Source organism: Belnapia moabensis DSM 16746 (genome assembly GCF_000745835.1).
Taxonomy (GTDB): domain Bacteria; phylum Pseudomonadota; class Alphaproteobacteria; order Acetobacterales; family Acetobacteraceae; genus Belnapia; species Belnapia moabensis.
In genome coordinates this window covers 57,261-84,140 of record NZ_JQKB01000001.1, presented here as the reverse complement: position 1 = coordinate 84,140, position 26,880 = coordinate 57,261, and the positions used below count along the sequence as shown (strand labels likewise).

Below are 26,880 nucleotides of genomic sequence, written 5' to 3'. Positions count from 1 at the left end.
ATAGCGATTGTCAAGTACGTCTATCGCTTTTGGCACGCTTCTTGTCCGTTCGATACGCCATCCGTTGACCCTGGGGTCCGCCGAGCCCATAGAGAGGGTGTGCAGATGCGAACAGACACCCTTCGGCCGTGCCTTCCCAGGCAGCAGGCGGGCCTGTGAAGCGGGACCGGCCCTTGGACCAGCCATCCATGGCCCAGGCAACGATGGCGCGTGCGCCGTTGGCATCGGATCGCGCTATGATGCCACTCTCCCGCGAGCGCCGCGGCTTCAGCCAGCGCCAGATGGCGCGCCGGCGCTTCTTCGTCCGCTGGAGCAAGCGGCTGCTGCCGGCCCTCGCACTTGCTCTGTTGAGCCTGGTCGTGTTCTGGCCCGAGATCGAAGGCAATGAAGACCGATCCCGCGTCAGCTTCCGCCGCATGGTGATGCCGCGGGCGGAAGGGCTGCGAGTCGTCAACCCGCGTTACCAGGGAGTCGACGATCTGAACCGGCCCTTTACCGTCACCGCCCGTACCGGCCAGCAGCCAGGGGCGGAGCGGGTGCTCGACCTTGAGGAGCCACGGGCGGATATCCTGCTTTCGGACGGCGCCTGGGTTTATCTGCAGGCCCATACCGGCCGGTTTGACCGCGCCGCGAACCATCTCGACCTCAAGGGCGACGTGACGATCTACCACGACAGCGGCGTGATGATGCTAACTGAGACGGCAGCGGTGGAAACCGAGGCGGGCACCGCCAGCGGCGACTCTCCGGTGGCCGCCCAGGGCAGCTTCGGCACCATCACCTCTGACGGCTTCCGCATCCTCGAGCGTGGTGCGGTCGTCGTCTTCACCGGGAATGCCCATGCGGTGCTGGAAGGCGGCAGGCGATGAGGCGTTGGCTCCTCGCTGCCCTGCTGGCGCTGCCCCTGCATGCCATGGCGCAGGGCATCGACATGTCCCAGGGCGGGCCAGTGGATGTCACTGCCTCCGATGGCATTGAGTGGCGCCAGGCGGAGCAGGTGGTTATCGCCCGCGGCAATGCCCGCGCCATCCGCGGCAACGTCACCGTTTATGCCGATCGGCTGCTGGCCCGATACCGCTCCCAGGCGCGTCCGAGCGAGACGCAGGCCGGTGCAGTGCGCCCGGCCGCAGCGGCCGGCAGCCCGGACCAGGCGCTCGGCGGCGGCAGCAACGAAATCTGGCGGCTCGAGGCGGAGGGCAATGTTCGCATCGTCACCGAGACCGACACCGCCCGCGGCGACCGCGCCGTTTATGACATCGATCAGGCGGTACTGGTGTTGACCGGGCGAGGCGAGGTCTCGCTCACCACGCCGAGCCAAGTCATCACGGCCAAGGACAGTCTGGAATACTGGTCGGCGCGGAAGATGGCCGTCGCTCGCGGCAACGCCGTGGTGGTGGACAATGCCGAAGGCGGTCGGCGGATCGCTGCCGACACGCTTGTCTCCTACATGTTGGATGGCCCGGGCCAGGCCAATGCCACGCCCGCGCCTCCGCCCGTGGCGGCGAAGCCGGGTGAGAAGCCGGTGCCCGGCCAGGGCAAGGTCGACCGGGTCGAGGCCTTCGGCAATGTCGAGATTCGCACCGCGACCGATGTCGTGCGCGGCGACCGTGGCGTCTACAGCGCCCAGACCGGCATGGCGCGGCTGCTCGGCAACGTGCGGATTACCCGCACCGACAACCAGATCAACGGGCAGGAGGCGATCGTGAACCTCCGCACGAATGTGGCGCGGCTCGTCTCCGCGCCGGGCGCCCGCGTGCAAGGGCTCATCATGCCGAACCAGGACGCCGACCAGCCCGGCAGCGACCGGACGCCCAGCCGCGGCGCTTCGCCCCAACCCGCCACGCCGGAGCGTCGCAGCCGATGAACCAGACGACGCTGCCCATCGAAGCCGGCGGCCCGAAACTCCGCGCCATCGATGGCGAAGGTGGGCTGGTGGCAACCGGCCTTGGCAAGCGTTACCGCAAGCGGCCAGTGGTGCGGAATGTCTCGGTCAACCTGAAGCGCGGCGAGGCGGTCGGGCTGCTCGGCCCGAATGGCGCCGGCAAGACGACGACCTTCTACATGATCACTGGCCTCGTCCAGCCCGACGAGGGCAAGGTCGTCATGGACGGGCATGATGTGACGACCCTGCCGATGTATCGCCGCGCCCGGCTCGGCCTCGGCTACCTGCCGCAGGAGGCCTCGATCTTCCGTGGCCTCTCGGTCGAGGACAACATTCGCGCCGCGCTCGAAGTGGTCGAGCCGGTGCGCGACCGGCGGGAGCAGATGCTGGACGCGCTGCTGGCCGAATTCGGCATCGCCCATCTCCGCCGTGCCCCGGCCCTGGCACTCTCCGGCGGTGAGCGTCGGCGCTGCGAGATCGCCCGCGCCCTGGCCACCCACCCTGCCTATATCCTGCTGGACGAGCCGTTGGCCGGCATCGACCCGATCGCGGTCGGTGAAATCCGCGATCTGGTGAAGCACCTGAAGAACCGCGGCATCGGCGTGCTCATCACCGACCACAACGTACGCGAGACACTGGAGATCATCGACCGCGCCTACATCCTGCACGACGGCCAAGTGCTGATGGAGGGGCTGCCGCACGACATCGTCGCGCATGAGGGCGTCCGGCGAGTCTATCTCGGCGAGAAGTTCAGTCTGTAGGGCATGCTGAACCCTTTCGCCTCGCCTCGCTCTGCCGGACGGAGCGCCTGAGCATGTCGATGGCGCCACGCCTCGATCTGCGGCAATCGCAGTCGCTGGTGATGACGCCGCAACTGCGGCAGGCTATCAAGCTGCTGCAGTCCTCCAACCTCGAGGTCACCGCCTTCGTGGAGGAGGAGCTGGAGCGCAACCCGCTGCTGGAACGGGACGAGCGGGCGCCGCCCGGGCCGGATTCCGGACATCGGGTCGATACATCGCCCGTCGTGGCCGAAGGTGCCGACAGCCACGCCGCCGCGGTCTCCGACACCTTGCCGAGCGAGGCTGCCGGGCCGCTCGATGCCGAATGGGACAATGTCTATGACGCCGGTGGCGGCTACGAGTCGCCCTACGGCCGCGGGGGCCGGACGGATTTCGGCGAGGACCTCGCTGGAGTCGACGATCTGGCCGCCGGGGCGCGCAGTCTCCGCGACCATCTGGGCGAGCAGGTCCGCATCGCCTTCCACGGGCCGCGCGAGCGGCTGATCGCCGCCCAACTTTTGGCGCTCGTCGATCCGGCGGGCCGGCTAGCGGTCGAGGATGCGCAGATCGCCGCGGCACTGGGGTGCGAGGAGGCGGCGGTCGCCGCCGTGCGCAGCCGGATGCAGCGCTTCGACCCGGTCGGGATGTTCTGCCGCAACCTCGCCGAATGCCTCGCCGTGCAGCTCGCCGAGCGCAACCGGCTGGACCCGGCCATGCAGGCGCTGCTCGACAACCTTGACTTGGTGGCGCGGCGCGACCGGGCGGCGCTGATGTCCATCTGCGGCGTCGATGCCGAAGACCTGGCCGAGATGCTGGCCGAGCTCCGCCGCCTCGACCCCAAGCCGGGCGCCAGCTTCGACGCTACCCCCGCCCCTGCCCTCGTCCCCGATGTGCTGATGCGCCGCGCCCCCGATGGCGGCTGGCTGCTGGAGCTGAACCCTGACACACTGCCGCGGGTGCTGGTCAATCGCGGTTTCCATGCCCGTTGCCAGGTCGGCGCCCGCAACAAGGAGGAGAAGGCGTTCCTCGCCGAACGGCTGCAAAGCGCCAACTGGCTGCTGAAGAGCCTGGAGCAGCGGGCCAATACCATCCTCAAGGTCGCCAGCGAGATCGTCCGTCGGCAGGACGGCTTCTTCCGCCATGGCGTCGAGTATCTGCGGCCGCTGATTCTGCGCGACGTGGCGGAGGAGGTGCAGATGCACGAGAGCACCGTCTCCCGCGTCACCGCGAACAAGTACATCGCCACGCCCCGTGGCACCTTCGAGCTGAAATACTTCTTCACCACCGCCATCGCCGGCACGATGGGCGGCGAGAGCCACAGCGCCGAGGCGGTACGCCACCGCATCCGCGCCATGATCGAGGCGGAGGACCCGGAGGCGGTGCTCTCCGATGATGCGGTCGTCGAACGGCTTAGGCAGGAAGGCGTAGACATCGCCCGACGAACGGTGGCCAAATACCGTGAGGCGTTGCGTATCCCATCATCCGTGCAACGCAAGCGGGAGAAGGCCGTCCCGGCCTGATCCTGCCGCGGGGCGCATCCCGTGCCCCCGGCGCTGCGGCCGGGCCGCCCTTCCATCCAACGGAAGGAGGTTTGTCCACATGCATATCACCGTCGCAGGCAAGCAGGTCGAGACTGGAGAGGCGCTCAAGGCGCATGTCCGGGAGGGGCTGTCGGCCATTGCCCGCAAGTATTTCGACCATGCGCTGGAGGCGAATGTCACCTTCCGCCGCGACGCAAAAGGCCGGATGGGGGCCTTCTTCGCCTGCGACATCAACCTGAAGGCCGGACGCAACCTCTTCATGCGCGGCGAAGGCGAAGGAGTCGATGCGCACAAGGCCTTCGAGGTGGCGGCCGAGCATGTAGCCAAGCGCCTTCGCCGCTACCGGCGGCGGGTGAACGACCACGCCCGCAGCCTGGCCGAGGACCGGCCAGGGGAGGCAGCGACCCAATACGTATTGCAGGCCGAACCAGAAGAAGCCGAGGAGCCAGTCGAGCCGGTCGGTGACCACAGCCCGATCATTGCCGAGCAACCAGCAGATATCGCGCGGCTGACGGTGAGCGAGGCAGTGATGCGGCTCGACCTAACCCAGGCGCCGGTGCTGATGTTCCGCAACAGCGGCTCCGGCGCCCTGGCCGTGGTCTATCGCCGCCCGGATGGCTGCGTCGGCTGGATCGACACCCAGGCTGGATGAACAGGCCGGCGCCCCGGGCCGGCTGGTCCGGGGCTGCCGCGCTCAGTGAACGCGGACGGCGGCCAGCTCGTGCTGCTCGATCGCCGCGATGGCAAGTTCGGCGGTCGGCGCGGCACCGATCGGGGTGCCGTCGGCAGCATGGATCGACATCGCCGGCACGCCATTCACCACCACCGGGCGGATGTAGGCGATCTCCTGCACTCCAAAGCGCGCCCAATCCTGGCTGGAGAGCTGGCGGAGAGCGAGGGCAGCCTGAGGCACATCGCCCGAACCGTTGGAAAACTGGTCGTTCTTCATTGCACTCTCTCCTTTCGGCATGGCCCCTTCCGGGCATCCATGCACTACGGCGCCCGTGCCGGGGCTCAGCCCCGGCTGGCACGCCCCTCGACAACGGGCAGCGACGCCCCGTTGACCGTTCGTGTCTCAACGCTGCGGGAGGCCGGTGCGTTCGGCGCACTTCCCTGGGAAGCACCGGCCCGGGCCCCGTTGCCGTTGATCTGTATAGTCCTAACCCGCACTTCCGGCTGCGGCCGCTGCAGGTCGACATGCAGTAACCCGTTGTCCAGCCAAGCCCCCTCCACCTCGATTCCCTCGGCCAGGACGAAGGCACGCTGGAACTGCCGGGCGGCGATGCCGCGGTGGAGGAAAATTCGGCCCTCGGAATCGTCGCGTTGCCGGCCACGGATCACGAGCTGGTTGTCCTCCTGCGTGATCTGCAGGTCCTCCATCGCGAAGCCTGCGACGGCCAGTGTGATCCGCAGCCGGTTCTCGGCGGTCTGCTCGATATTGTAGGGGGGATAGCCGTCGGCATTCTTGGCGACACGGTCGAGCATCTGCTCGAGGTGGTCGAAGCCGAGAAAAAGCGGCGAGCCGAAAACCGATGGACGCGACAAAAGCAGAGCCTCCTCATCCGGAGCGGGGCAAGCGGCCGGACCCGAAGCACCCGGCCGCAACATGAATCTTGTCAATGGTCCGGCCGGTTGCAAGGGGGGATCGCGGAGGCTACATCGCCCCTCTCTCATGCCCACCGATCCAACCCTCCTGCCGATCCTGCTCGTCCCCGACCTCCGGCTGCGCGCCAAGGCCCGCCCGGTCGGCCAAGGCGATGCCGATGCGGTCCGCGCCCTCGCCCCGCGAATGCTCGCCTCCATGTACAAGGCGCCCGGCATCGGCCTCGCCGCCCCGCAGGTGGGAGAGCTGCTGCGGCTGGTCGTCGTCGACCTCCAGCCGGAGGACAAGCCGGCGCCGCTCGTGCTGGTCAACCCGGAGATCGTCGCCGCCAGCACCGAACTGGCGACGCGGGAGGAGGGTTGCCTCTCCCTCCCCGGCCAGTACGCCGATGTCACGCGGCCGGCGCGGGTGAAGCTGCGCTACCTCGACCTAGAAGGGGCGAAGCGCGAGATCGAGGCGGAGGGGCTGCTGGCGACCTGCCTCCAGCATGAGGTCGACCATCTGAACGGCGTCCTCTTCGTTGACCATATTTCTGCCTTGAAGCGGAACATGCTGCTGCGCAAATTAGCAAAGGAACTGAAGGCGCGGGGGTGGGAGTGAGGCTCGCCTTCATGGGCAGCCCGGATTTTGCCGTGCCGACGCTCCGGGCGCTGCATGGAAGCGGCCACGAGATCGCCGCCGTCTATTGCCAGCCGCCTCGTCCGGCCGGGCGCGGGCAAAAAGAGCAACCCTGCCCGGTTCACCGCGTGGCGCTGGAGCTTGGCCTTCCGGTGCGGACGCCGGCGCGGCTCAGGAAGGACGCTGCGGAGCATGCCGCGTTCGACGCGCTCGGGCTGGAGGCGGCTGTGGTCGCCGCTTATGGGCTGATCCTGCCGAAGCCGATGCTGGAGGCACCGCGGCGCGGTTGCCTCAATATCCACGCCTCGCTGCTGCCGCGCTGGCGCGGGGCGGCGCCGATCCATGCGGCCATCCTGGCCGGCGATGCCGAGAGCGGCGTCACCATCATGCAGATGGAGGAAGGCCTCGATACCGGTCCCATGCTACTGAAGGGCACGGTGTCGATCGGACCGCGCATGACGACGCCGGAGTTGCACGATGCCTTGGCGCCGATGGGGGCGCGGCTGGTGCTGGAGGCGCTCGATCATTCTCCGGCCGCCATCCCGCAGCCGGAGGCGGGCGCGACCTATGCGCCGAAGCTCAGCAAGGGGGATGCGCCGCTCGATTGGACTCTCCCGGCCGCAGCGCTGGACCGCCGGGTTCGGGCACTGAACCCCTGGCCGGGGACGGTCTTCGCCCTGGGTGGCGAGACGATCCGCGTGCTGGCAGCGGAACCTGCCGAGGGCGCTGGACCGCCCGGCACGGTGCTGGACGAGGCGGCGCTCATCGCCTGCGGCGAAGGAGCGCTACGCCTCACACGTCTGCAACGGCCCGGACGTGGGCCGCTCGCAGCGCACGACTTCCTTCGCGGCTTCCCGCTGTCGCCCGGCACGGTCCTCGGGTAGTGCCGCTTTACGCCCTGACGCTTGAATATGATGGCGGCCCCTTCGTCGGCTGGCAGCGCCAGGGCAGCGGCCTGTCCATCCAGCAGGTGTTGGAGGAAGCAGGCGCCGTGCTCGATGCTGGCGCCATGCCGCTCGCCATTGCCGCCGGGCGCACCGATGCCGGCGTCCACGCCGAGGGCCAGGTGGCACAGCTTGCCTTGATCCGGGAGATGGCGCCGGAGCGGCTGCGGGAAGCGCTCAATTTTCATATGAAGCCGCATCCGCTGGTGGTGGTGCGGGCCGCCTTAGCGCCGGAAGGCTGGAATGCCCGCTTCTCTGCCGTACAGCGGGGCTACCGCTACCGCATCCTCAACCGCCGTGCCCGGCCGGCGCTGGAGGCCGGCCGGGTATGGCACGTGCCGGTGCCGCTCGATGCGGCCGCGATGCATGCGGCGGCGCAAGGGCTGCTCGGACGGCATGACTTCTCCGCTTATCGCGCCGCCGCCTGCCAGGCGAAGACGCCGATGCGGACGCTGGAGCGGTTGGAGGTCATCCGCCAGGGCGAGGAGGTGGTGATCCTCGCCGAGGCTCGCAGCTTCCTGCATCATCAGATCCGCAACCTGGCGGGGACGCTGCTGGAGGTTGGCCTCGGCAAGCGCGGGGTGGAGTGGCCGAGGCGCGTGCTGGAAAGCCGGGACCGCACCAAGGCTGGACAAACGGCGCCGCCGGAGGGGCTATCCTTCCGCTTCGTCCGCTATGCCGAAGAGATCGCTTGGGCCTAACCCCCACTCAGCCGCCCGACGACCCCGCCGATAGTAAGCCCCAGCGCCAGATCGAGCACGACGAACGCCGTCGCCATGCCGCCCAGGATGCGCAGCGCGCTTCGTGCCACGAACCACTCGAGCCAGAGCGCATAACCGATCCCCGCCAGCCCCAGCCCATGCGCCAGCAGCGGCGGCAAGCCGAGCTCCGCCGGCACCGTCAGCGCCAGAATCACCAGGTACTGGACGACATTCGTCCAATTCCATGCGGCGATAAACCGCGGCCATTCCATCCTTCGCCCCGCCACTTCGGCCAGCGGCAGTGAGAGCAGGGCAAAGCCGACCCAGGCGCAGGCATAGCCGATCAGCTCAGTTACCAGCCCGCGTAACAGGCCGAGATCCGGCCCGCCATTCTCGGACCAGGCGAGAAAGCGCAGCGCGAGGAAGGCCGGCAGGCAGATCGCCGCCGCCCAGAAGCTGCGCCCGACGCCAGCGGAGGAGCCTTCTATCAGCAGCAGTCCGTCAGTGCGGCCGCGGGCGAGCAGCAGCGCGCTGCGCAGCCCGGCCTCGATCACCAAGCGGAGTGGGACGGGGCGAGGCGGGTCAGTCAGCCGAGGCTCTCCTCGAGCACGGCACGATAGAGCGCGGCTAGGCCGCGCAGCTCTTCGACCGGCACGCACTCATCGGCTTTGTGCATGGTGCTGCCGATGCCGCCCAATTCGGCGACAGGGCAGAAGCGGGCGAGGAAACGCGCATCGGAGGTGCCGCCTCCGGTATCCAGCGCGGGCGTCTCGCCGGTGCTGCGCTCGACGGCTCGCTTCAGCGCATCGACGAAGGGGCCGGGCTGCGTCAGAAAGCTCTCGCCGGAGCAGTCGATGCGCATCTCGTAGCGCGCCTCCTCCACCCGCAGCGCCGCATGCAAGTGCTCGGTAAGGCTGGCGCTGGTGTGTCGGTCGTTGAAGCGGATGTTGAGCATCGCCCGTGCCTCGCCGGGGATGACGTTGTTCGCCGTATTACCGACATCGAAGCCAGTGACCTGCAAGGTCGTCGGCTCGAAAAACTCGCTGCCGTGGTCGAGCGGCTCGGCGGTCAGCCGGTGCAGCACGCGGACCAGACGGTGGATCGGGTTGTCGGCTCGCTGCGGATATGCGCTGTGGCCCTGCGTGCCGAAGAGCGTGATCCAGGCTGTCATGCTGCCGCGCCGTCCGACCTTGACGATGTCGCCGAGCCGTGCCCGCGAGGTCGGCTCGCCGACCAGCGCCATGTCAGGGATCTCGCCGCGTGCCGCGAGCCAGTCGAGGACGCGGACGGTACCGTCCTTGGCCGGACCCTCCTCGTCGCCGGTGATGAGCAGGCTGATGCTGCCTGGCGGCTCGGGGTTGGCGGCGAGGTAGTCGGTGAGACCGGCGACGAAGGCGGCGATGCCGCCCTTCATGTCGCAGGCGCCGCGACCATAGAGCACACCGTCACGGACGGTCGCGGCGAAGGGGCCGTCGGTCCATCCCCCTGCGCCGGGCGGCACCACATCGGTATGCCCGGCATAGCAGAAATGCGGTCCTGCCGTGCCGCGGCGGGCGAAGAGGTTCTCCGTCTCGCCGAAGCGCATCCGGTGGCAGGTGAAGCCGAGCGGACGCAGCGCCGCCTCCAATACGCCGAGCGCGCCGGCATCGGCGGGCGTCACGCTCGGGCAGCGGATCAGTGCCTGGGCGAGCGGCAGCGGGTCGGTCGGAGCGTTGCGCACGGGATCAGTCGCGCAGCAGCTCGTTGATGCTGGTCTTGGCGCGCGTCTGCGCATCGACGCGCTTCACGATGACGGCGCAATAGAGGGAAGGGCCGGGCGAGCCGTCCGGCAGCGGCCTGCCGGGCAGGCTGCCGGGCACCACGACGGAATAGGCGGGGACGCGGCCGATATGCACTTCGCCCGTCGCACGGTCGATGATCTTGGTCGAGGCGCCAAGGAAGACGCCCATGGAAAGCACCGCGCCGCGCTCGACGATGACGCCCTCGGCCACCTCGGAACGAGCGCCGATGAAGCAGTCATCCTCGATGATGACGGGGTTGGCCTGCAACGGCTCCAGCACGCCGCCGATGCCGACGCCGCCCGAGAGATGGCAATTCTTGCCGATCTGCGCGCAGGAGCCGACGGTCGCCCAGGTATCGACCATGGTGTTGCGGTCCACATAGGCGCCGACATTGACGAAGCTCGGCATCAGCACGACGCCCGGCGCGATATAGGCCGACTTGCGGACCACGGCGCCCGGCACGGCGCGGAAGCCGGCCTCTTTGAAGCGATTTGGGCCCCAGTCGGCGAATTTAAGCGGCACCTTGTCGTAGGCGCCGGAGGCGGTGTCCATCGGCGCCGAGTCGGCAAGACGGAAGGAGAGCAGAACGGCCTGCTTCAGCCATTGGTTCACCTGCCAGCCACCCTGGCCATCCGGCTCGGCCACGCGCGCCTCGCCGCCATCGAGCGCCTCGAGCGCGGCCATGACCACGTCGCGGTCCTCGCCGCGCGTCGCCGAGGAGACGGTATCGCGGCGCTCCCAAAGGGATTCGATCGGGGCCTGGAGGGCGGAGAGGGTCATTGGCGGGGTCCCTGGCAGGAAGGCGGGCGGACCATGCCGATGCGGGCGCGTGAATGTCAACGCGGGCCGTCCTTAACCCCGCATTCAGCCGCAGCATGGCATCCTGCGTAGCATGGAATTGGCCGATCCCGCTCCTTCGTCCGCGCTCACCGGCTTGTCGGGCGCCCTGCTGGAATCCCGGCAGCGCTGGCAGGATTTCACCGGTCTCGCCGCCGATCTCGCCTTCGAGACGGATGCGTTGGGGCGGCTCTCCTTCCTCTGGCCGGATCGGCTTTTGGGGATGGATGCGGCTGCCCTGCTTGGCCAGCCGGCCCGCCGCCTCCTGCTGCATCCGGAACCGGACCCCTTCCTCGGCCGTCAGGCGACGCGCGGCCAGCAAGCCTGGTTCGGCCGCATGGAGGCGGAATCCGCCTGCTTCAGCCTTTCCCTGGTGCCGCTCGCGGATGCCGCCGGGCAATTTGCCGGCCTGCGCGGCATCGGCCGCAACATCACCGCGGACTTGCAGGAGATGGAGGCCCAGGCTGCCGCCCTCCGCCGCGGGAAGGCGCTGGAGACGCTGGTGCGCCGGGTGCGGCGTCAGGTTCTGGCTCCGCGCATGCTGACATCCACGCTGGAAACCCTGGGTCCTGCCCTTGGCTGCTCCAGCGCCGCTATGTTGGAGATCGGCGTGAACGGGCATGTCCGGGCCATCCACCGGCATGGCGCCGAACCCACGCCCCTTTTCGCTGCCCTCGCCCCGCTGCTGGAGACCGTAGCGCCGGCCTTCGGCACCGGTCCCGCAGGCGAACCATTGGCCCTTCTGCCACACCCGAATCGGATGATGCCGCGCTACGCGCTGCTCGCCTGGCGTCAGGCCGGGGCCCGGTCTTTCGACAAGGATGACGAGCACCTTCTGGCGGCGGCCGCGGACCTGCTCTTCGTCGCCCTCGGCAACCAGGTGCTGCAACAGGAACTGGAGTTTCAGGCGCGAACCGACGGGTTGACCGGGCTGCTGAACCGTCGTGCTTTCCTCGATGATCTCAACCGCCGGCTGGACCGGCAGGCCATGACGCCGGAGGCGGCCGAATGCGGCGCCCTACTCTTTCTTGACCTCGACAACTTCAAACCGTTGAATGATCGGATGGGCCATGAAGCGGGCGATGCCGCTCTTGTCGCAGCCGGCCGGCTGCTGCGCGACATCGTCCGCCCGACCGATCTGGTCGCCCGCCTCGGCGGCGACGAATTCGCCGCGTGGTTGGAGGGCGCCGACAGCGCCGCCGCCACGATGCGGGCGGAGGCGATCTGTCGCACGGCCCTCACCGTGCTGCCTGGGCTGATCCCCGGCTTCACCCTGCCGCTGACCTTCAGTATCGGCATCGCCATGCGGGCCACCGATGGTTGCGACACGCCGGACAGCCTGATCGCCCGCGCGGATACTGCCATGTATGCAGCCAAGCGGCATGGCAGGAACGGCTGGCGCATGGCGCCCAGGACGACGGGGAAGTAATGGCCAGCGAGTCATGCTTCGAGGCTTCCAAACGTCTCGCACGTGATGGAGCTGAGGCGGAGCGGATGGCTCTCGCCGCCCTGCCCGGCACGCAGCCGGAGCTACTGTACTACCTCGCCGGCGATGGCAGTCCTGCGGTGCGCGGCGCTGTCGCTGGCAATGCCGCGGCACCCGCCCAGACGGATCGGTTACTGGCCAAGGACGCCGACCCGGCGGTTCGGGCCGCGCTTGGGCGGAAGCTGGCATTTCGTGCAGCGTCTCTCTCCATCGCCGAGGACAGGCTGGGAGCGATCGCCTGGCAGGCGTTGTGCAGCCTCGCGGAAGATGCTGCGATCCATGTCCGCGCCGTCATCGCCGAGGAGCTAAAGGCGATGCCTGATGCACCACATGATCTCATCCTTCGCCTCGCAGCGGATGCGGCGATGGAGGTGGCGGAGCCCGTTATCCGTCTCTCCCCCATGCTGAGCGAAGAGGATTTGCTGGCGCTGGTCGCCGCACCGCCCGTGCCGAATACCTTGGCCGCCGTCGCTCGTCGCCCAGGGCTGACTGAACGTCTGTCGGATGCCATTACGGCATCGGCGGACGAGGAGGCAATCGGCGCCCTGCTTGCCAATCCTTCGGCTGCCATCCGCGAGCAGACGCTCGATGGGTTGATCGTCCAGGCGGCGACGCGCATTGGCTGGCAGGAGAGATTGGTGCGCCGCCCCGTCCTGCCGCCCCGGGCACAGCGGGCGCTCGCCCTTTGCATCGCCGGCCATCTGCTGGAGCGACTGGCCGGCCGGCCGGACCTCGCGCCCGATCTCGTCCAGCAGCTGCAGGAGCGGGTGGAGGCGCGGCTTGTGGAAGGCGCAGCGGAAGCGCCGGCCAGCGCACTCTTCGAGGCGGCGGCCTTGCGCGGCGATCATGCGGTGATGGCCCGGCTGCTCGCGCAGGAGGCCTCGGTCGCCGTTCAGGCAGTGGAGGAAGCGGTGCGGCTGCGCAGTGCCCGGGCCTTGATCAGCCTTTGCTGGCAGGCGGGCTTCAGCATGCGCTGCGCCCTGCTGGCGCAGAGCGTCCTCGGCCAGCTTGCGCCGGGCGTGGTCCTGCTGCCGGGACCAGACGATACCTGGCCACTCTCCAGCGCCGAGATGCTCTGGCAGATCGAACTCCTGGCCGAGCCTGCGGTCAGGGCTTTATGAGCGTCCCTGCCCCGCCATCGGTGAAGAGCTCGCGCAGCACCGCATGCGGCACCCGGCCATCGAGGATGACGGCGCCCTTCACCCCGCGCTCGATGGCATAGATGCAGGTCTCGACCTTCGGGATCATGCCGCCCGAGATCCAGCCGGCGGTGATGCCGGCCTGCACCTCGGACACTGTCATCTCGGGTATCAGCTGGCCATCCGGGCCGAGGACGCCTCGCACATCGGTCAGCATCAGCAGGCGTTCGGCGCCAAGCGCCCCGGCGATGGCGCCCGCTACGGTATCCGCGTTGATGTTGTAGGTCTGCCCGTCCTCGCCGACGCCGACCGGGGCGACGACAGGGACGATATCGGCGCCGATCAGCAGGCGCAACACCCGCGTATCCACCGAGGCGGGCTCGCCGACGAAGCCGAGATCGAGCACCTGCTCGATATGGGAGCCGGGGTCCTTCACCGTCCGCAGCAGTTTCCGCGCGGTGACCAGCCCACCATCCTTGCCGGAAATGCCGACCGCAAGTGCTCCGGCGCGGGTGATTGCCTCCGCCACCTGCTTATTGACCGGACCGGCGAGAACCATCTCGACCACGTCCAGCATCGCCTCATCGGTTACCCGAAGGCCCTGGACGAAGGTCGACTGCACGTTAAGCCGCTTCAGCATGGCGTTGATCTGCGGCCCGCCGCCATGCACCACGACCGGGTTGACACCCACCTGCTCCAATAAGGCGATGTCACGGCCGAAGCGGAGTGCCGTTTCCTCCTCGCCCATGGCGTGACCGCCATATTTCACGACGATGATCTGGTCGTCGTAGCGCTTGAGGAAGGGCAGGGCCCCGGCCAGGGTCTTCATCGGGTCGAAGGCGTCATCGGTCATCGGCCGGGGCTCCGGAACTGGCGCGCGGGCTGTAGGCGGCAGGCCGCAACCGGTCAAGCCGTGCGGGCGAGCGAGGCCATTTCGGCGCGCAATTCAGGAATTCCCTGCCCTGTCCGGCTGCTGGTGACGAGCACCAGCGGGTGGCCGGCCGTCTCGGCACGGGCCAGGGCTTCGGCCTCGGCGATGCGCTGCTTCAGCCACCAGGGCTTGGCATCGTCGGCCTTGGTGAGGATGATCTGGAAGGGCACGGCGGCCTCGGTCAGCAGGCTCATCGCCGCCCGGTCGCCGGCCTTGGTCTCGATCCGGGCATCGAGCAGGAGCAGGACGCGACGCAGCGTCGGCCGACCTCTGAGGAAGTCGAACATCAGCCCTTGCCAATCAGCCTTCACGCTTTTGGCCGCTTGAGCATATCCATAGCCGGGCATGTCGACGAGGGTCAACTGGTCACCGAGATTGAAGAAATTCAGCTGCTTGGTCCGCCCCGGCGTGTGCGAGACGCGAGCCAGGGCATTCTGGCCGGTCAGCGCATTCACCAGAGAGGACTTTCCGACATTGGACCTTCCGCAGAAGGCAATCTCCGCCCCCGCGGCGGGGGGGAGTTGGTCGATCTTCTGCGAGGCGTAGAAGAAGGTGCAGGGCTTGGCGAAAAGCACCCGCCCGGCCTCGATCAGCGTGGCCCGCTCCGCCTCGGTCTGCGCCTCGCTCAGTCCGCCAGCCAGGATGGCGGCATTAGCGGGCAGCCTGTGCTCGACCATCAGCCCTTCTTCGCCACGGCCGGCACCGCAAGGCCCGGCTTGCCGCCCGTTCGCTTCGCCTCCAGCGCCATGATGTAGCGCTGCTGCAGAATGGAAAGCAGGTTGTTCCAGGACCAGTAGATGACCAAGCCAGCCGGGAAACTCGCCAGCATGAAGGTGAAGATCACCGGCATCCACTGGAAGATCTTAGCCTGAATCGGATCCGGCGGCTGCGGGTTCAGCTTCTGCTGGAAGTACATGGTGGCGCCCATGATCAGCGCCCAGGCCGGCATGTGCAGGTAGTGCGTCAGCTGCATCGGGTCGTAAGGAATGAGCCCGAACAGGTTGAACAGGTTGGTCGGGTCGGGTGCCGAGAGGTCCTTGATCCAGCCGAAGAATGGCGCATGCCGCATCTCGATGGTGACGAAGAGCACCTTGTAGAGGGCGAAGAAGACCGGGATCTGGATCAGGATGGGCAGGCAGCCGGAGGCCGGGTTGATCTTCTCCGTCCGGTAAAGCGCCATCATCTCGGCCTGGGCCTTGGCCGGGTCTTCCTTATGCCGCTCGCGGATCTCCTGCATCTTCGGGCCGAGGATCTTCATCCGGCTCATCGACTTGTAGGCTTTGTTGGCCAGCGGGAAGAAGGCCGCCTTCAGCGCCAGGGTGAAAACCAGGATGGCGACGCCGAAATTCCCGAAGATGGTGAAGAGCCAATCCAGCGCGTAGAAGAACGGCTTGGTCAGGAAGTAGAACCAGCCGAAATCCACTGCCTTGTCGAAATCCGGGATGCCGAGCCGCTCGCCATAGCTGTCGAGCAACCGCACTTCCTTGGCGCCGGCGAAGAGGCGGATCCCGTTGGTGGCGGTGGCGCCAGCGGCGACGCTCTGCGGCGCGGCGGGGGCGAAATCGACCTGCCAGCGATCCTCCGGTCCGCGTGGGCCGGCCTCCGTCGTGTGACGATAGGCGGCGCGGTGGCGCTGCGCCGGGTCGACCGGCGAGAGTGCCGTCAGCCAGTACTTGTCGGTGATGCCGGCCCAGCCGGCGCCGGTCTCCTGTTCGAGGGAGGCACCGTTGCGCTTGGCCGCCTCGCTCTTGGCGTCGCTGTAGGTTTCTTCCCGCAGGCGGCCGTCGAGCACGCCGACGAAACCCTCATGCAGGATGTAGAAGCCCTGGGTTGGCGGCGTGCTCTCGCGGCGGATGCGCGACCAGGGCAGCATCTGCACCGGCTCGGCGCCGTTGTTGCGCACGCGCTGCTCGGCGGTGAGCATGTAGTTCTCGTCGAGCGAGAGCCCGATTTCGAAGACTTGGCCCTGCCCGTTGTCCCAGCGCAGCGTCACAGGCGAGCCGGGCGTCAGCGAGTTGCCTTCCGCGGTCCAGTCCGTGTCGTTGACCGGCACGCGGGTGCGACCATCGGCGGCTGTCCAGCCCCATTGCGCGTAGTAGGGCGCGCCACCCTCACGCGGCGCCAGCAGCCGGACGAGCGGCGAGTTCTGGTCGACCGTCTCGCGGTATCCGCGCAACACTAGGTCATCCAGCCGAGCGCCGCGGAGCGAGAGCGTACCCTGCACGCGCGGCCCTTCAACCGGCAAGCGCGCGGCGGGCGTGGTCGGCACGCCGGCAGCGGGCGAGGCATCGGTCGGGGCACGAAGCGGCCCGGCGGGGCCGGGCGCCGGGGCCGGCTGCTGCGCCTCGGCCGCCTGCTGCTGCTGGACCCGCTGCGCCTCCCGCGCCGGGCGGTTCAGGGCATCGAATGCCAGCAGGATGCCGATCGAGATGGCGATCGCCACGAAGAGGCGCTTCTGGTCCATGGAAAAGCTTCAGCCTTTCGGCAGGGTCTGGGGCGGCACCGGGTCGTAGCCGCCCGGATGCCAGGGGTTGCAGCGGAGGATGCGGCCCGTGGCCAGCCAGGCACCGCGCAACGCGCCATGGGTGCCTAGCGCCTCCAGCGCATAGTCGCTGCAGGAGGGGTTAAAGCGGCAGTTGCAGCCGAGCATTGGCCGCAGCGTCCATTGATAGGCGAGGACAGCGCCCCTCAATGCAGTGCCGGCGGCGCTCATTCGGGCGTCACGCCGGCTTGCCGAAGGGCACCGCGCAGATCAGCCAGCAGCTTGTCCCATGGGCGCGTGCCGGTGCCGTCGCGGGCGATAAGCACCAGGTCCCAGCCCTGCGGGGGAGCCTCGGCCAGGGTCAATCGTGCCGCCTCCCGCAACCGTCGCTTGGCGCGGTTGCGGATGACGGCATTGCCGATCTTCTTGGTGGCGGTGAAGCCGACACGCAGCGCGTCCTCCGGCTGCGGCAAAGCCTGCAGCACCAGGGAAGGGCGCGCGGCCTTCCGGCCCCGGCTGGCGACCCGGAGGAATTCGCGGCGCCTGGTCAGCCGGGGAAGGCGGCCCGGCATGCGGAATTCCCCCCGCAGCCCGTCAGGCGCTGAGCTTAGCGCGGCCCTTGGAGCGGCGGTTGGCCAACACTTTGCGGCCACCGACCGTCGCCATGCGGGCGCGGAAACCATGCCGGCGCTTCCGGACGAGCTTGGAGGGCTGGTAGGTACGCTTCACGGTCGATCTCCGAACAATCTGTGTCCGCCATTGCGCGAACGGCCGGCGACCCTAAGGCTGGGTCCCGGCGAAGGCGGGCAGATATAGGGAGGGGACGGGGGCGCCGTCAATCGCGGGCGATGCTCTGGCGCTGCGCCGCCGGCTGGCGTAACCCCCGCGCCGACACCTTATTACTCTGCTGGGCACGGGGATACGCATGCCGGATTTCGACGTGGTGGTCATCGGCGCCGGCGCGGCCGGGCTGTCGGTTGCGTCCATCTCGGCTGGGCTCGGCCTCAGGGTCGCGCTGGTCGAGCGCGGGCGGATGGGCGGCGATTGCCTCAATTATGGCTGCGTGCCCTCCAAGGCGCTGCTGGCCGCGGCCCATGCCGCCGCCTCGGCGCGGCAGGCGGCGCGCTTCGGCATCCGCCTGCCGCCGCCCGAGATCGATTGGGCCGGGGTGCGCGCCCATGTCCATGGCGCCATCGCCCGCATCGCGCCGAATGACAGCGCCGCCCGTTTCCGTGGCATGGGCGTCGAGGTGATCGAGGCCTCGGCGCATTTCATCGCCCCCGACGAGATCGAGGCCGGCGGGCGGCGCCTGACCTTCCGCCGCGCCGTCATCGCCGCCGGCAGCAGTGCAGTGGTGCCGGACCTGCCGGGACTCGATGGCGTGCCATGGCTGACCAACGAGACGCTGTTCGACCTGGAGGAGCCGCCGGGGCACCTCATCATCCTGGGCGGCGGGCCGATCGGCCTTGAGATGGCGCAGGCCCACGCCCGGCTCGGCTGCCTCGTCACCGTCATTGAGGCGGGGCCGCGCATTGCCGGACGCGAGGACCCGGAGCTGGCCGAGGGCCTCAAGGCCGCATTGCTGCGCGACGGCGTCGAGTTTCGCGAGGGGGCGAAGGTCGCCCGGGTCGAGCAGCTGGAGCCGGACAGCCTCGCCGCCCAAGCCGGCGTCGTCGCCGTGCTGGAGGATGGCAGCCGCATCGCGGGGACGCATCTGCTGCTCGCCGTCGGCCGGACGCCGCGGCTCGCCGGGCTCGACCTGGTGACGGCAGGCGTCGAAGCCGGGCCGCGCGGGATCGTGACCGGGCCGGACCTGCGCTCCGTTTCCAACAAGCGGGTCTGGGCGGTGGGCGACATCGCCGACCCGCAGGGGATCGGCCCGCGTGCCTTCACCCATGTGGCGAGCCAGCATGCCGGCATCCTGGTCCGCTCCATGCTGTTACGCCTGCCCTTCACCAAAGTGAGCTACGCCGCCCTGCCCCGCGTCACCTATGCCGACCCGGAGCTGGCCCAGATCGGCCTGACCGAGGCGGAGGCCCGCGAGGCCGGCCATGCCGGGCTTTCCATCCTGCGCTGGACAGTCGCCGAGAATGATCGCGCGGCCGCCGAGGGGCTGACCGATGGCCTCGTCAAGCTGGTGGTCGGCAAGGGCGGGCGGCTGCTCGGTGCCGGGGTGCTGGCGCCGCATGCCGGCGAGATGGCCGGGATGTTCGGGCTGATGATCGGCCGCAAGCTACCGCTCTCCGCGCTGGCCGGCATGGTCCTCCCCTACCCCACTCTGGCCGAGGCGGCGAAGCGCGCCGCCGGGGATTATTACGCGCCGAAGCTTCTCTCACCCTTCACGAAACGTCTCGTCAGCTTGCTGAAACATCTGCCTTAGGCATTCTGCCGCAACCGGGGTTAAAGGAGTTCAGACGTATGAATCAGGTTCTCGCGGGACGCACAGCGCTTGTCACCGGCAGCACCAGCGGCATCGGCCTCGGCATAGCCAAGATCTACGCTGAGGCCGGAGCGAGGGTAATGTTGAACGGCTTCGGCAAGCCGGAGGAGATCGCAAAGGCCCGGGCCGAGATCGGTGCCCTCCAGGGCGGCGGCGACGCCCCCTATTCGGCGGCCGACCTTTCCAAGCCCGAGGCGGTGCGGCAGATGGTCCATGAGGCCGAGGCGGCGCTCGGCAAGATCGACATCCTCGTCAACAATGCCGGCATCCAGTTCGTCGCCCCGGTCGACGAATTCCCGGACGACAAGTTCGACGCCATCATCGCCATCAACTTCGCCTCGAACTTCCATGCCATTAAGGCGGCACTGCCGGGAATGAAGGCGCGCAACTGGGGACGGATCGTCAATGTCGCCTCGGCGCACGGCCTCGTCGCCTCGCCGCACAAGGTCGCCTACGTCTCGGCCAAGCATGCGGTCGTCGGCATGACCAAAACCGTGGCGCTGGAAGTGGCGAAGCTGCCAATCACCTGCAACGCCATTTGCCCCGGCTTCGTCCGCACGCCACTGGCGGAAGCGCAGGTCGGCCCGCTCGCCAAGGAGCATGGCGTCTCGGAGCAGCAGGCACTCGAGGACTACCTGCTCGACAAGCAACCCTCCAAGCGCTGGATCGAGGTGGATGAGGTGGCGCAGATGGCGCTCTACCTGGTCGGCCCCGGCAGCGGCGGGGTGAACGGCGCGGCGCTGTCCATCGACGGGGGCTGGCTGGCGGCCTGATGGAGGGAGAGGCACCAGGAGCAGTACCGACGCCGGCGGTGGCGAAGCCGCCGGCTCCCAAGCGGATCAACCTCGCACTCCAGGGCGGCGGCACCCATGGCGCCTTTACCTGGGGCGTGCTGGAGCGGCTGCTGGAAGACGAGAGGCTGGCGATCGACGGCGTCTCCGGCGCCTCGGCCGGGGCGATCAATGCCGCGGTGCTGGTCCAGGGCCTGGCGGATGGCGGGCGGCGGGGGGCGATCGCTGCCCTCGACCGCATGTGGCGCGACGTGGCGGCGCGGCTCGCCGTCAGCCCGCTGCGCAACACCCCCTTCGAGAAGGCGCTCTGGGGCTTCGACCTGACCTATTCGTTTGCCTACCAGACCTTCGAGACGCTGACCCGCGTCTTCTCACCCTACCAGTTCAACCCATTCCCGATGGAGTTCAACCCGCTGCGGCAGGTGCTGGACGACAACTTGGATTGGCGGCGGCTGCGCACCGACCCGAAGGCGGTGCGCCTCTTCATCTCGGCAACCAATGTGCGGACGGGCAAGCCCCGCGTCTTCACCCGGGCCGAGATCAGCACGGATGTGGTGCTGGCCTCGGCCTGCCTGCCGAATGTCTTCCGCGCGGTCGAGATCGACGGCGAAGCCTTCTGGGACGGCGGCTATGTCGGCAACCCGGCGCTCTGGCCGCTCTACTACGAGCGGGGCGCGCCCGACATCGTGCTGGTGCAGATCAACGCCATCATGCGGGCCGAGCTGCCGACCAGCGCCACCGACATCATGAACCGGCTGAACGAGATCAACTTCAACGCCTCCCTGATGGCTGAGATGCGGGCGATCGACTTCGTGCAGCGTCTGCTGGATGCGGGACGGCTGGAGCAGCCTCGCTACCGCCGCATCTTCCTCCACGTCATCGAAGATGAAGAACGGATGCGGGAGTTCAAGCTCTCGACCAAGCTTAATGGCGACTGGGAATTCCTGCAGATCCTCCGCCGCTACGGGCGGGAGGCAGCGGACCGTTTCCTCGCGCAGCATTTCGACACGCTCGGCAAGGAGAGCACGCTCGACATCCAGCGCTACCTCTGAGGCTGGAGCATCACCAGCCGCACCGGCTGGCCGCGCCGCACCGCGACGATCGCCACCTGCCGGAAGCGCCGGCCAAGCACCGCGACGCGGCGCGGATCGCCGCCGATCAGCAGATGCCGCTCCTCCCAGCCCCCGGCGCCGCCATCACCCTCGGCCCGCGGCAGGCGATGCGCTGCCTCGCGCAGCCGACCGAGCATGCGGTCGTTCCAGCCACGCGGCATCCGCCGGCTGAAAGGGTTCCAGGCGGTGACGAAGGCCCCCTCCCGCGTGCCCAGGCGCCGCAGGAGCGCATCGACCGCGGCGCTGCGCCGACCAATGCGGGCGCGGGCGCCATCGGCCTCGTAGATGGTGCGGCAATAGGCGGCGATCAGGCCGGTGTTCATGTGAGTTGGAAGAGCATGGCTTTCAGGTAAGCGCTCTCGGGCAGCAAGGGATGCACCGGATGGTCCGGTCCCGCCCCGCCCTGAAACAGCAGCCGCCCCTCCCGCCGCGCACGGCCGATGCCCCAGATAACAGCATCGGCAAATTCGCCCGGTGCCACATGATGGCTGCAACTGGCGATGAACAGGAACCCGCCCGGCGCCACCAGCCCCGCCGCCAGCCGGGCCAGCTTGCCATAAGCCCGCAGCGCGGCCGGCTGGTCCTTACGGCTCTTGGCGAAGGCCGGCGGATCGGCGACCACCATGTCGTAGCGGGTGCCGGACTGGCCCATCCGCTCCAGCGCTTCCATCGCCTCGCCGCGCTCCGCCGAGACGCGCTCCGCCAGCCCATTCTCCGCCGCGCTCGCCATGGCGAGGTCGAGCGCATGGGCGCTGCGGTCGAGCAGCGTCACCCGCGTCGCACCCGCTGCGGCAGCGCTGAGGCCGAAGCCGCCGGTATGGCAGAAGGCATCCAGCATCGTGCCGCCGGCGGCGAGCCGGGCGACGCGAGCCCGGTGCTCGCGCTGGTCGAAGAACCAGCCAGTCTTCTGCCCGCCGAGCAAATCGACAGTGAAGCGCAGCCCGCCCTCCTCGGCATGCACCGGCCCAGGCTCGCCGAGCAGCAGCCGCGTTTCCTGCGGCAGGCCCTCGAGCCCGCGCACCGCAGCATCGTTGCGGGCGACGATGAGGCGAGGGCCGGCCAGCCCCTGCAAGGCTTCCACCAGGGCCGGCGTCAGCGCCTCCATCCCGGCGGTATTGGCCTGGAGTGCCAGCGCATCGCCGTAGCGGTCGATGACGAGGCCCGGCAGCCCATCCGCCTCGGCATGCGCCAGCCGGTAATGCGGCGCATCGAACAGCCGTTCCCGCAGCGCCAGGGCGGTACCCAGGCGGCCGCGCAGCCAGGCGACATCGATCGCTGCCTCCGGGTCCCGATCGAGTCGCCGGGCGGCGATGAGGCTGTGCGGGTTGAACAGCCAGGTGCCATGGCGCTGGCCGTCATCCCCCTCCAGCCGCACCACGGCGCCGGGCGGCAGCGCCTTGGCCGCAGGCGTCATGGTGATCTCGTTGGAGAAGGCCCAGGGGTGGCCGGCTTTCACCCGGCGGTCGCGGCCGGGCAGCAGGCGGATGAGTGGGTGCAGCATGAGGCGGCGGACCATGCCGCCGCCCTGCCCGCAAGTCCATGCGGTTTGTCGCAGGACTTCACCGGAAGGTGCGTTCGGCCAATGCTTCGCACATCACCGGCACAATCCGCCATCGGCATTGCATTACCGGCAGCGCTTACTGCCCTTCGCAGATGGCAGGGAGGAAATACAAGGCCGACACACCAAAAGGCCGGGCCCTTCCCGCCGAACAGGGAGGCAGCCATGGAAGTCTCAAATTTCGAATTGCTCCTGAAGCCCCAATCCCCTGCGGCCCCAAGCGGCTCGATGGCGGTGGACCGCGTCCTCCAAGGATATTTCCTCGAGATCACCAATCTCGAGCCCGTGCCGCTGCGATATGCGCTGGAGTTCGTCATCTTTCCGCCGCCAGCCGGCACACCGAACCAGGCCTTCCGCAGCCTGGCCGGCAATACGCTCTGCATCGTCGATACCGGCGGCACGGACAACCGCTTCGGCGTGCTGAACGGGTCGCTCGCATCCAGCGTATTCACGCCCCGCTTTCCGACGGTCAGCCCGTCCCCCTTCCCGGCTGCCGGCGATCGGTTGATCACGGTTCCAGCCGGCGGCACAGCCCTCGTCGCGGTGCTGCCGAGTGCCTTCGGCGTGATCGACCCGATCGAGCCGACGCCGCTCGTCATGCCGAATTTCGAGGTGCGCGGCTTCGTCCGCATTCGGCTGCCGCCGATCTTCCGCAGACCTTTCCCATTCTTCGGCCGGCAGCTCGACCGCCCCGCCAGGACATTGCTGACCCCGCAGAACCGCGCCACCTTCCTGACCGCCGCTGGCGCCATCTCGGACCAGACGCAGACTAGCTTGCCCCTGGCCAGCGGCAAGGCGCTCAACGAGATCGTGCCGGAAACGTTTACCTTCCTGCCCCTGGCGACAAGCCTCGGTGGCGAGGATAGGACCGTGCTCGCCGCCGAGTATCTCCAGAACATACCGCTGGAGATCCAGGCCGACCTCCTGGCCATGCTGCTGGCCAGATTGCCCGAGGATGCCGACCTGCCGGAATTCAACCGGGCGCTTGCGGCGCTCGACATCCCGCATACGGTCGAACGGCGCCGGAAGTCCGGGCAGGCGCGGTAGCCTGCTCTCGCCCAGGCTGCCGAGCTTCGGCTGCCCAGGCCCGCTTCCATGCGACCGACCGACGGAATAGCCTTGGGCATGCGCATCGCCCGAGACCTACCGAGCCTCCGCCATGCCCTCGACGGCATGGGCCCCGTCGCCTTGGTGCCGACCATGGGGGCACTGCATCCCGGCCACCTCTCGCTGCTGGCAGCCGCCCGGCGCGAGGTAGGCGAGGCCGGGACCCTCGTCGCCTCGATCTTCGTCAACCCGCTGCAATTCGGCCCGGGCGAGGATCTCGCCCGGTATCCACGGCAGGAGGAGGCCGACTTGGCCATGCTGCGCGAGGCCGGCTGCGACCTCGCCTGGCTGCCAAGTGTCGAGGCCATGTATCCGCCCGCCCGAGCAACGACGATTCAGGTGGAAGGCCCGGCCGAAGGCTGGGAAGGCGCCGCAAGGCCCGGCCATTTTCGCGGTGTCGCCACGGTCTGCGCCAAACTCTTTCTGCAGACCGGCGCACGGGTCGCCGCCTTCGGCGAAAAGGACTGGCAGCAGCTTCAGGTGATCCGCCGCATGGTGCGGGATCTCGACCTACCCGTCCGTATCCTTCCTTGCCCGACACTGCGTGAAGCGGATGGCCTCGCCATGTCCTCCCGCAACCGCTACCTCGACCCGGAGGCTCGCGCCCGCGCGGCGGCGCTGCCGGGCGCGATGCGGGCGGCGATCGAGGCGATGGCCCGGGGCACCTCGCCCGCCGCGGCGCTGGCGACGGCGCGGGCGGGGCTGGCGGCCGCCGGCTTCGCCCTCGACTACCTCGCCCTGGTGGAGCCGGAGAGCCTGCGCGAGGTCGAGGCGCCGCCCGGCCGGCTGATCGCCGCCGCCCGGCTCGGCGGCGTGCGGCTGCTCGACAACATGGCGGCCTGAGCATAGCCGACGGCGGTGAGGCCAAGCATGGCAAGGGCGATAGGTGCCTCGTTCAGCCGGATCGGGCCAAGCCGCGGCGCCAGCCAGGAAAACTCCGACTCGATGCCCCGTGCTCCCGGATAGGCGAAGGCCGAGAGCTGTGCGCCAAAGAACAGCGCCGGGCCAAGCGCCGCACCGTGCGCATCGCCCTGCCGCAGCGCATGCAGGCCAAGCCCGCCGAGCAGGAGGCCGAAGCTGATCGTCATCGCATCATGGAAGCGCGCGGGCGGCCAGCGCGGATTGAAGAGATGTGTGCGGTTCCAGTCATTAGCAGCCCGTTCACCGCCGTCGCCAAGTTGAGCATGGCGAGCAGGCGGCCGCCGCGCATCAACCGAGAAGCCAGCGCAGCGAGCGGCGCAGCGCCGTGGTGCCGTACTGCTCGAACCAGCGGCCATGGGCGAAGATCACCCGGTCCGGCTCCAGGGCCAGCAGCCGCTCGGCGGCCCGGCTTGCGGCCTGGCGTCGCCAGCGGATGACGGCGCGGAGATAGGGCGGCGGCATCCCATCCGGCGCCAAGCTGCCGAAGAGGCGGGCGACGGGCCGCAGCAGCGCGGGCAGGCGCGGCGCCTCGAGGTTCAGCACCAAGTCGGTCAGCACCAACGTCCGGCTCGGCTCATGGAACAGGGCGACCTCCTGGAAGCCCATCCCTCCGGGCACGGTGACCAGGGTGATGGCGCCGCCCCAGGCGGCCGGAGGGCTCGGGCGCAGATCGTAGTCGAGCCGCACCCGGCTGCGCCGTACCTGGCCGCGCTCGCGGAGGCCGGGCGCGGCCCAGGTCACCGCCTGCGGACAGGCGCCCTGCCAGGCTTCGAGGAAAGTCCAATGCGCAATATTTGGCGCGACCAAGTGCCGCACCGGGCCAAGGGCGGCGATCGCCTCACCGAGCGCGGGCGAGAAACGCGTTGGCGAATGCAGCAGCAAGCTGCCATCGGGTAGGCGCAGCACCGTCATCCGCACCGGCAGCTGCATGCCGAGCGGGCCGTCCATCAGGCTGTCGACGATATAAACGCCTTCCGCCACCGGCTTCGGCACGTCGAGCGGCGGGTAGCCGGGCGGCGCCTCGGTGCCGAGCAAGCGAGGGCCGCTCGCCGCCCGATCCTCGCTCAGCGCGACCACGGCCAGCTCGGTGAGGCCGAGGCCGATAAGCAGCGCCCGCGCCGCGCCCGGCTGTTGCCGCATGGCGAGCCCGGCGCCGACAAGCGCCGCACCGCCTAAGGCGTCCAGCCCCAAATGCTGCCGCAGGCTGAGGCGCGGTTGCAGCCCCATCTCGTAATCCGTCACCGCCGAATAGGCGGTGTGATAGGCGCCGGCCGCGCCGAGCAGACCCCGCACCGGCGGCGGCAGGCTGCGCGAGGCGGCGAGCCCGCCCAGCATCGCCGCCACGCCGTAGTCAATCAGGCCGTGCAGCCGGCTCGGGATCAGCATGGCGCGGTCATAAGAACCACTCGCCGGTTGCCTCGTAATTGGCCTGCACCTGGGCCGCGAGCGCGTACCAATCGATCGGTTCCTCGGCGACGGGCGCCGGGACAGGCTCGGCCGCGGGCGGCGGAGAGGCAACGGGCGGCGTGCCGCCGAGCGGCACGTAATCCACATCCGTCACCGTCAGCGTCGTGTCCGGGCTGTTGTTGAGCACGCCGATGACATTGTTCATTCCGCCATGGTCGTAGTCGCGCGGCACATATTCGCGGTCGATCGCGGTCACCTGGCCATCGACCAGCCAAGTCAGTTGCCCCGGTTCCCAGACGAGCTGGTAGGTGTGGAACACGCCGCCTTTGACGCCCTCGTGGAAATGCACGCGGATGGCGTCCTCGCCATTGTTGTTCCAGTGCAGCGTGGCGTATTGCCGCCCGCTTCCATCATTGGCGACCTCGGCGAGGTTGATCTCCTGCCCAGGCCAGTTGTTGTCGCCGGGCCAGAGGATGATGGCGGACCCAGGCATGGTGCCATCGAATTTCGCAGTCACCGTATAGGTGCCGTAGCCATGGCCCGAGGTGATCGCTTCCGCCGGCTCCATCATCCCGGCATTGCCGGTGAGCGTCACCTGGCCGGGGACGGAGTAATCGGCGCCCCAGTTGTCCGTCAGTGCCCCGTTGCGGTTGTCGAAGCTCTCATGGAAGGGCACATCGGTTTCGATATCAGTCGTTGCCATCATCATTGTCCCGGTCTGGCCGCTGCCGTCCTGGCTGGCGGCTTTCGCCTCCAACGCACGGCAACCGGAAGGGTGCCGGCACAGCACGCGGAACGACATCTGGAATGCGGATTGCAGAGC

At 68.9% G+C, this 26,880-nt stretch carries 31 protein-coding genes; 15 read left to right on the top strand and 16 right to left on the bottom strand.

Annotation, left to right across the window (positions count from 1 at the left end):
- The first annotated feature begins 236 nt into the window (after positions 1-236).
- From lptC to hpf, 5 genes are all read left to right on the top strand, one after another.
- Positions 237-866: an LPS export ABC transporter periplasmic protein LptC gene (gene lptC, locus EP26_RS00400; protein WP_043334441.1), complete on the top strand. Its 630-nt coding sequence runs from the start codon at positions 237-239 to the stop codon at positions 864-866.
- Entirely contained in the window at positions 863-1,861 is a 999-nt protein-coding gene (locus tag EP26_RS00395) for an LptA/OstA family protein (protein WP_084112222.1), read from the top strand. The genes lptC and EP26_RS00395 overlap by 4 nt, the downstream gene beginning before the upstream one ends.
- Positions 1,858-2,640, top strand: coding sequence for an LPS export ABC transporter ATP-binding protein (gene lptB, locus EP26_RS00390; RefSeq protein WP_043334439.1), 783 nt, complete (start codon positions 1,858-1,860; stop codon positions 2,638-2,640). The genes EP26_RS00395 and lptB overlap by 4 nt, the downstream gene beginning before the upstream one ends.
- 53 nt (positions 2,641-2,693) lie before the next feature.
- A complete protein-coding gene (gene rpoN / locus EP26_RS00385) occupies positions 2,694-4,178 on the top strand; it encodes an RNA polymerase factor sigma-54 (protein WP_043334436.1) in 1,485 nt (494 codons plus the stop codon).
- Positions 4,179-4,257: 79 nt separating this feature from the next.
- Complete coding sequence (gene hpf, locus EP26_RS00380) at positions 4,258-4,851, top strand: ribosome hibernation-promoting factor, HPF/YfiA family (RefSeq protein WP_043334434.1); 594 nt, start codon at positions 4,258-4,260, stop codon at positions 4,849-4,851.
- A 42-nt stretch (positions 4,852-4,893) separates the two neighbouring features.
- On the opposite strand, the gene EP26_RS00375 is transcribed toward hpf, so the two are convergent.
- Both EP26_RS00375 and EP26_RS00370 read right to left on the bottom strand, forming a co-directional pair.
- Positions 4,894-5,148 (bottom strand): DUF1150 family protein, encoded by a 255-nt coding sequence (locus EP26_RS00375; RefSeq protein WP_052388617.1) that lies wholly within the window; start codon positions 5,146-5,148, stop codon positions 4,894-4,896.
- A 65-nt stretch (positions 5,149-5,213) separates the two neighbouring features.
- Positions 5,214-5,684, bottom strand: coding sequence for an Hsp20 family protein (locus EP26_RS00370; protein WP_052388649.1), 471 nt, complete (start codon positions 5,682-5,684; stop codon positions 5,214-5,216).
- Positions 5,685-5,871: 187 nt separating this feature from the next.
- On the opposite strand from EP26_RS00370, the gene def reads away from it, so the two are divergent.
- The 3 genes from def to truA are packed head-to-tail and all read left to right on the top strand — an operon-like array spanning position 5,872 to position 8,065.
- Positions 5,872-6,402 carry a peptide deformylase gene (gene def, locus EP26_RS00365; protein ID WP_043334430.1) on the top strand — a complete coding sequence of 177 codons (531 nt, stop codon included), beginning with the start codon at positions 5,872-5,874 and terminating at the stop codon, positions 6,400-6,402.
- Positions 6,399-7,304 (top strand): methionyl-tRNA formyltransferase, encoded by a 906-nt coding sequence (fmt, locus tag EP26_RS00360; RefSeq protein ID WP_043334428.1) that lies wholly within the window; start codon positions 6,399-6,401, stop codon positions 7,302-7,304. Before def ends, fmt begins: the two co-directional genes overlap by 4 nt.
- The gene (gene truA / locus EP26_RS00355; protein WP_043334426.1) at positions 7,304-8,065 is read left to right on the top strand and encodes a tRNA pseudouridine(38-40) synthase TruA; all 762 of its coding nucleotides are present in this window, start codon (positions 7,304-7,306) and stop codon (positions 8,063-8,065) included. Before fmt ends, truA begins: the two co-directional genes overlap by 1 nt.
- Here the strand turns inward: truA and EP26_RS31530 are convergent.
- From EP26_RS31530 to dapD, 3 genes are read right to left on the bottom strand one after another with little or no spacing between them, the layout of a single operon-like run.
- A complete protein-coding gene (locus tag EP26_RS31530; RefSeq protein WP_052388616.1) occupies positions 8,062-8,622 on the bottom strand; it encodes a hypothetical protein in 561 nt (186 codons plus the stop codon). The genes truA and EP26_RS31530 overlap by 4 nt on opposite strands.
- A 29-nt stretch (positions 8,623-8,651) precedes the next feature.
- Positions 8,652-9,785 carry a succinyl-diaminopimelate desuccinylase gene (dapE, locus tag EP26_RS00345; RefSeq protein ID WP_043334424.1) on the bottom strand — a complete coding sequence of 378 codons (1,134 nt, stop codon included), beginning with the start codon at positions 9,783-9,785 and terminating at the stop codon, positions 8,652-8,654.
- 4 nt (positions 9,786-9,789) lie between these two features.
- Positions 9,790-10,626, bottom strand: coding sequence for a 2,3,4,5-tetrahydropyridine-2,6-dicarboxylate N-succinyltransferase (gene dapD / locus EP26_RS00340; RefSeq protein ID WP_043334422.1), 837 nt, complete (start codon positions 10,624-10,626; stop codon positions 9,790-9,792).
- Between the two features lie 112 nt (positions 10,627-10,738).
- On the opposite strand from dapD, the gene EP26_RS00335 reads away from it, so the two are divergent.
- Together EP26_RS00335 and EP26_RS00330 are read left to right on the top strand one after the other, a co-directional pair.
- Positions 10,739-12,112, top strand: a complete 1,374-nt coding sequence (locus tag EP26_RS00335) for a sensor domain-containing diguanylate cyclase (RefSeq protein WP_043334419.1) — start codon at positions 10,739-10,741, stop codon at positions 12,110-12,112.
- Between the two features lie 65 nt (positions 12,113-12,177).
- Complete coding sequence (locus EP26_RS00330; protein WP_043334417.1) at positions 12,178-13,290, top strand: DUF2336 domain-containing protein; 1,113 nt, start codon at positions 12,178-12,180, stop codon at positions 13,288-13,290.
- Here EP26_RS00330 and argB read toward each other — a convergent pair.
- The 6 genes from argB to rpmH are packed head-to-tail and all read right to left on the bottom strand — an operon-like array spanning position 13,277 to position 17,450.
- Positions 13,277-14,161: an acetylglutamate kinase gene (gene argB, locus EP26_RS00325; RefSeq protein WP_043334415.1), complete on the bottom strand. Its 885-nt coding sequence runs from the start codon at positions 14,159-14,161 to the stop codon at positions 13,277-13,279. The two genes, EP26_RS00330 and argB, sit on opposite strands and share 14 nt — an antisense overlap.
- Positions 14,162-14,214: 53 nt before the next feature.
- Entirely contained in the window at positions 14,215-14,916 is a 702-nt protein-coding gene (gene yihA, locus EP26_RS00320; protein WP_084112218.1) for a ribosome biogenesis GTP-binding protein YihA/YsxC, read from the bottom strand.
- Entirely contained in the window at positions 14,916-16,703 is a 1,788-nt protein-coding gene (gene yidC / locus EP26_RS00315; RefSeq protein ID WP_052388615.1) for a membrane protein insertase YidC, read from the bottom strand. Before yidC ends, yihA begins: the two co-directional genes overlap by 1 nt.
- A gap of 9 nt (positions 16,704-16,712) precedes the next feature.
- Positions 16,713-16,952, bottom strand: coding sequence for a membrane protein insertion efficiency factor YidD (gene yidD, locus EP26_RS00310; protein ID WP_043334412.1), 240 nt, complete (start codon positions 16,950-16,952; stop codon positions 16,713-16,715).
- The gene (gene rnpA, locus EP26_RS00305) at positions 16,949-17,293 is read right to left on the bottom strand and encodes a ribonuclease P protein component (RefSeq protein ID WP_043334410.1); all 345 of its coding nucleotides are present in this window, start codon (positions 17,291-17,293) and stop codon (positions 16,949-16,951) included. Before rnpA ends, yidD begins: the two co-directional genes overlap by 4 nt.
- Before the next feature lie 22 nt (positions 17,294-17,315).
- On the bottom strand, positions 17,316-17,450 hold the full coding sequence (gene rpmH, locus EP26_RS00300; protein WP_043334407.1) for a 50S ribosomal protein L34: 135 nt from the start codon (positions 17,448-17,450) through the stop codon (positions 17,316-17,318).
- A gap of 196 nt (positions 17,451-17,646) precedes the next feature.
- Here rpmH and EP26_RS00295 point away from each other — a divergent pair, with 196 nt between their 5' ends.
- From EP26_RS00295 to EP26_RS00285, 3 genes are read left to right on the top strand one after another with little or no spacing between them, the layout of a single operon-like run.
- Complete coding sequence (locus EP26_RS00295) at positions 17,647-19,101, top strand: dihydrolipoyl dehydrogenase family protein (protein WP_043334404.1); 1,455 nt, start codon at positions 17,647-17,649, stop codon at positions 19,099-19,101.
- Positions 19,102-19,139: 38 nt separating this feature from the next.
- On the top strand, positions 19,140-19,934 hold the full coding sequence (locus EP26_RS00290; RefSeq protein WP_043334402.1) for a 3-hydroxybutyrate dehydrogenase: 795 nt from the start codon (positions 19,140-19,142) through the stop codon (positions 19,932-19,934).
- Entirely contained in the window at positions 19,934-21,004 is a 1,071-nt protein-coding gene (locus tag EP26_RS00285; protein ID WP_043334400.1) for a patatin-like phospholipase family protein, read from the top strand. The genes EP26_RS00290 and EP26_RS00285 overlap by 1 nt, the downstream gene beginning before the upstream one ends.
- On the opposite strand, the gene EP26_RS00280 is transcribed toward EP26_RS00285, so the two are convergent.
- Positions 20,995-21,387 carry a DUF3293 domain-containing protein gene (locus EP26_RS00280; RefSeq protein WP_052388614.1) on the bottom strand — a complete coding sequence of 131 codons (393 nt, stop codon included), beginning with the start codon at positions 21,385-21,387 and terminating at the stop codon, positions 20,995-20,997. The two genes, EP26_RS00285 and EP26_RS00280, sit on opposite strands and share 10 nt — an antisense overlap.
- Positions 21,384-22,580: a class I SAM-dependent rRNA methyltransferase gene (locus EP26_RS00275; RefSeq protein ID WP_043334398.1), complete on the bottom strand. Its 1,197-nt coding sequence runs from the start codon at positions 22,578-22,580 to the stop codon at positions 21,384-21,386. Before EP26_RS00275 ends, EP26_RS00280 begins: the two co-directional genes overlap by 4 nt.
- Before the next feature lie 207 nt (positions 22,581-22,787).
- Between EP26_RS00275 and EP26_RS00270 the strand changes: the two genes are divergently transcribed.
- Positions 22,788-23,669, top strand: coding sequence for a hypothetical protein (locus tag EP26_RS00270; protein ID WP_043334397.1), 882 nt, complete (start codon positions 22,788-22,790; stop codon positions 23,667-23,669).
- Positions 23,670-23,747: 78 nt separating this feature from the next.
- Complete coding sequence (panC, locus tag EP26_RS00265) at positions 23,748-24,572, top strand: pantoate--beta-alanine ligase (RefSeq protein ID WP_043334395.1); 825 nt, start codon at positions 23,748-23,750, stop codon at positions 24,570-24,572.
- Here panC and EP26_RS34565 read toward each other — a convergent pair.
- From EP26_RS34565 to EP26_RS00255, 3 genes are read right to left on the bottom strand one after another with little or no spacing between them, the layout of a single operon-like run.
- On the bottom strand, positions 24,458-25,006 hold the full coding sequence (locus EP26_RS34565) for a DUF6640 family protein (RefSeq protein WP_342669072.1): 549 nt from the start codon (positions 25,004-25,006) through the stop codon (positions 24,458-24,460). The genes panC and EP26_RS34565 overlap by 115 nt on opposite strands.
- The gene (locus tag EP26_RS00260; RefSeq protein WP_211259336.1) at positions 24,939-26,036 is read right to left on the bottom strand and encodes a DUF4336 domain-containing protein; all 1,098 of its coding nucleotides are present in this window, start codon (positions 26,034-26,036) and stop codon (positions 24,939-24,941) included. Before EP26_RS00260 ends, EP26_RS34565 begins: the two co-directional genes overlap by 68 nt.
- A 7-nt stretch (positions 26,037-26,043) precedes the next feature.
- The gene (locus tag EP26_RS00255; protein WP_169747346.1) at positions 26,044-26,760 is read right to left on the bottom strand and encodes a family 16 glycosylhydrolase; all 717 of its coding nucleotides are present in this window, start codon (positions 26,758-26,760) and stop codon (positions 26,044-26,046) included.
- Positions 26,761-26,880: the final 120 nt, after the last annotated feature.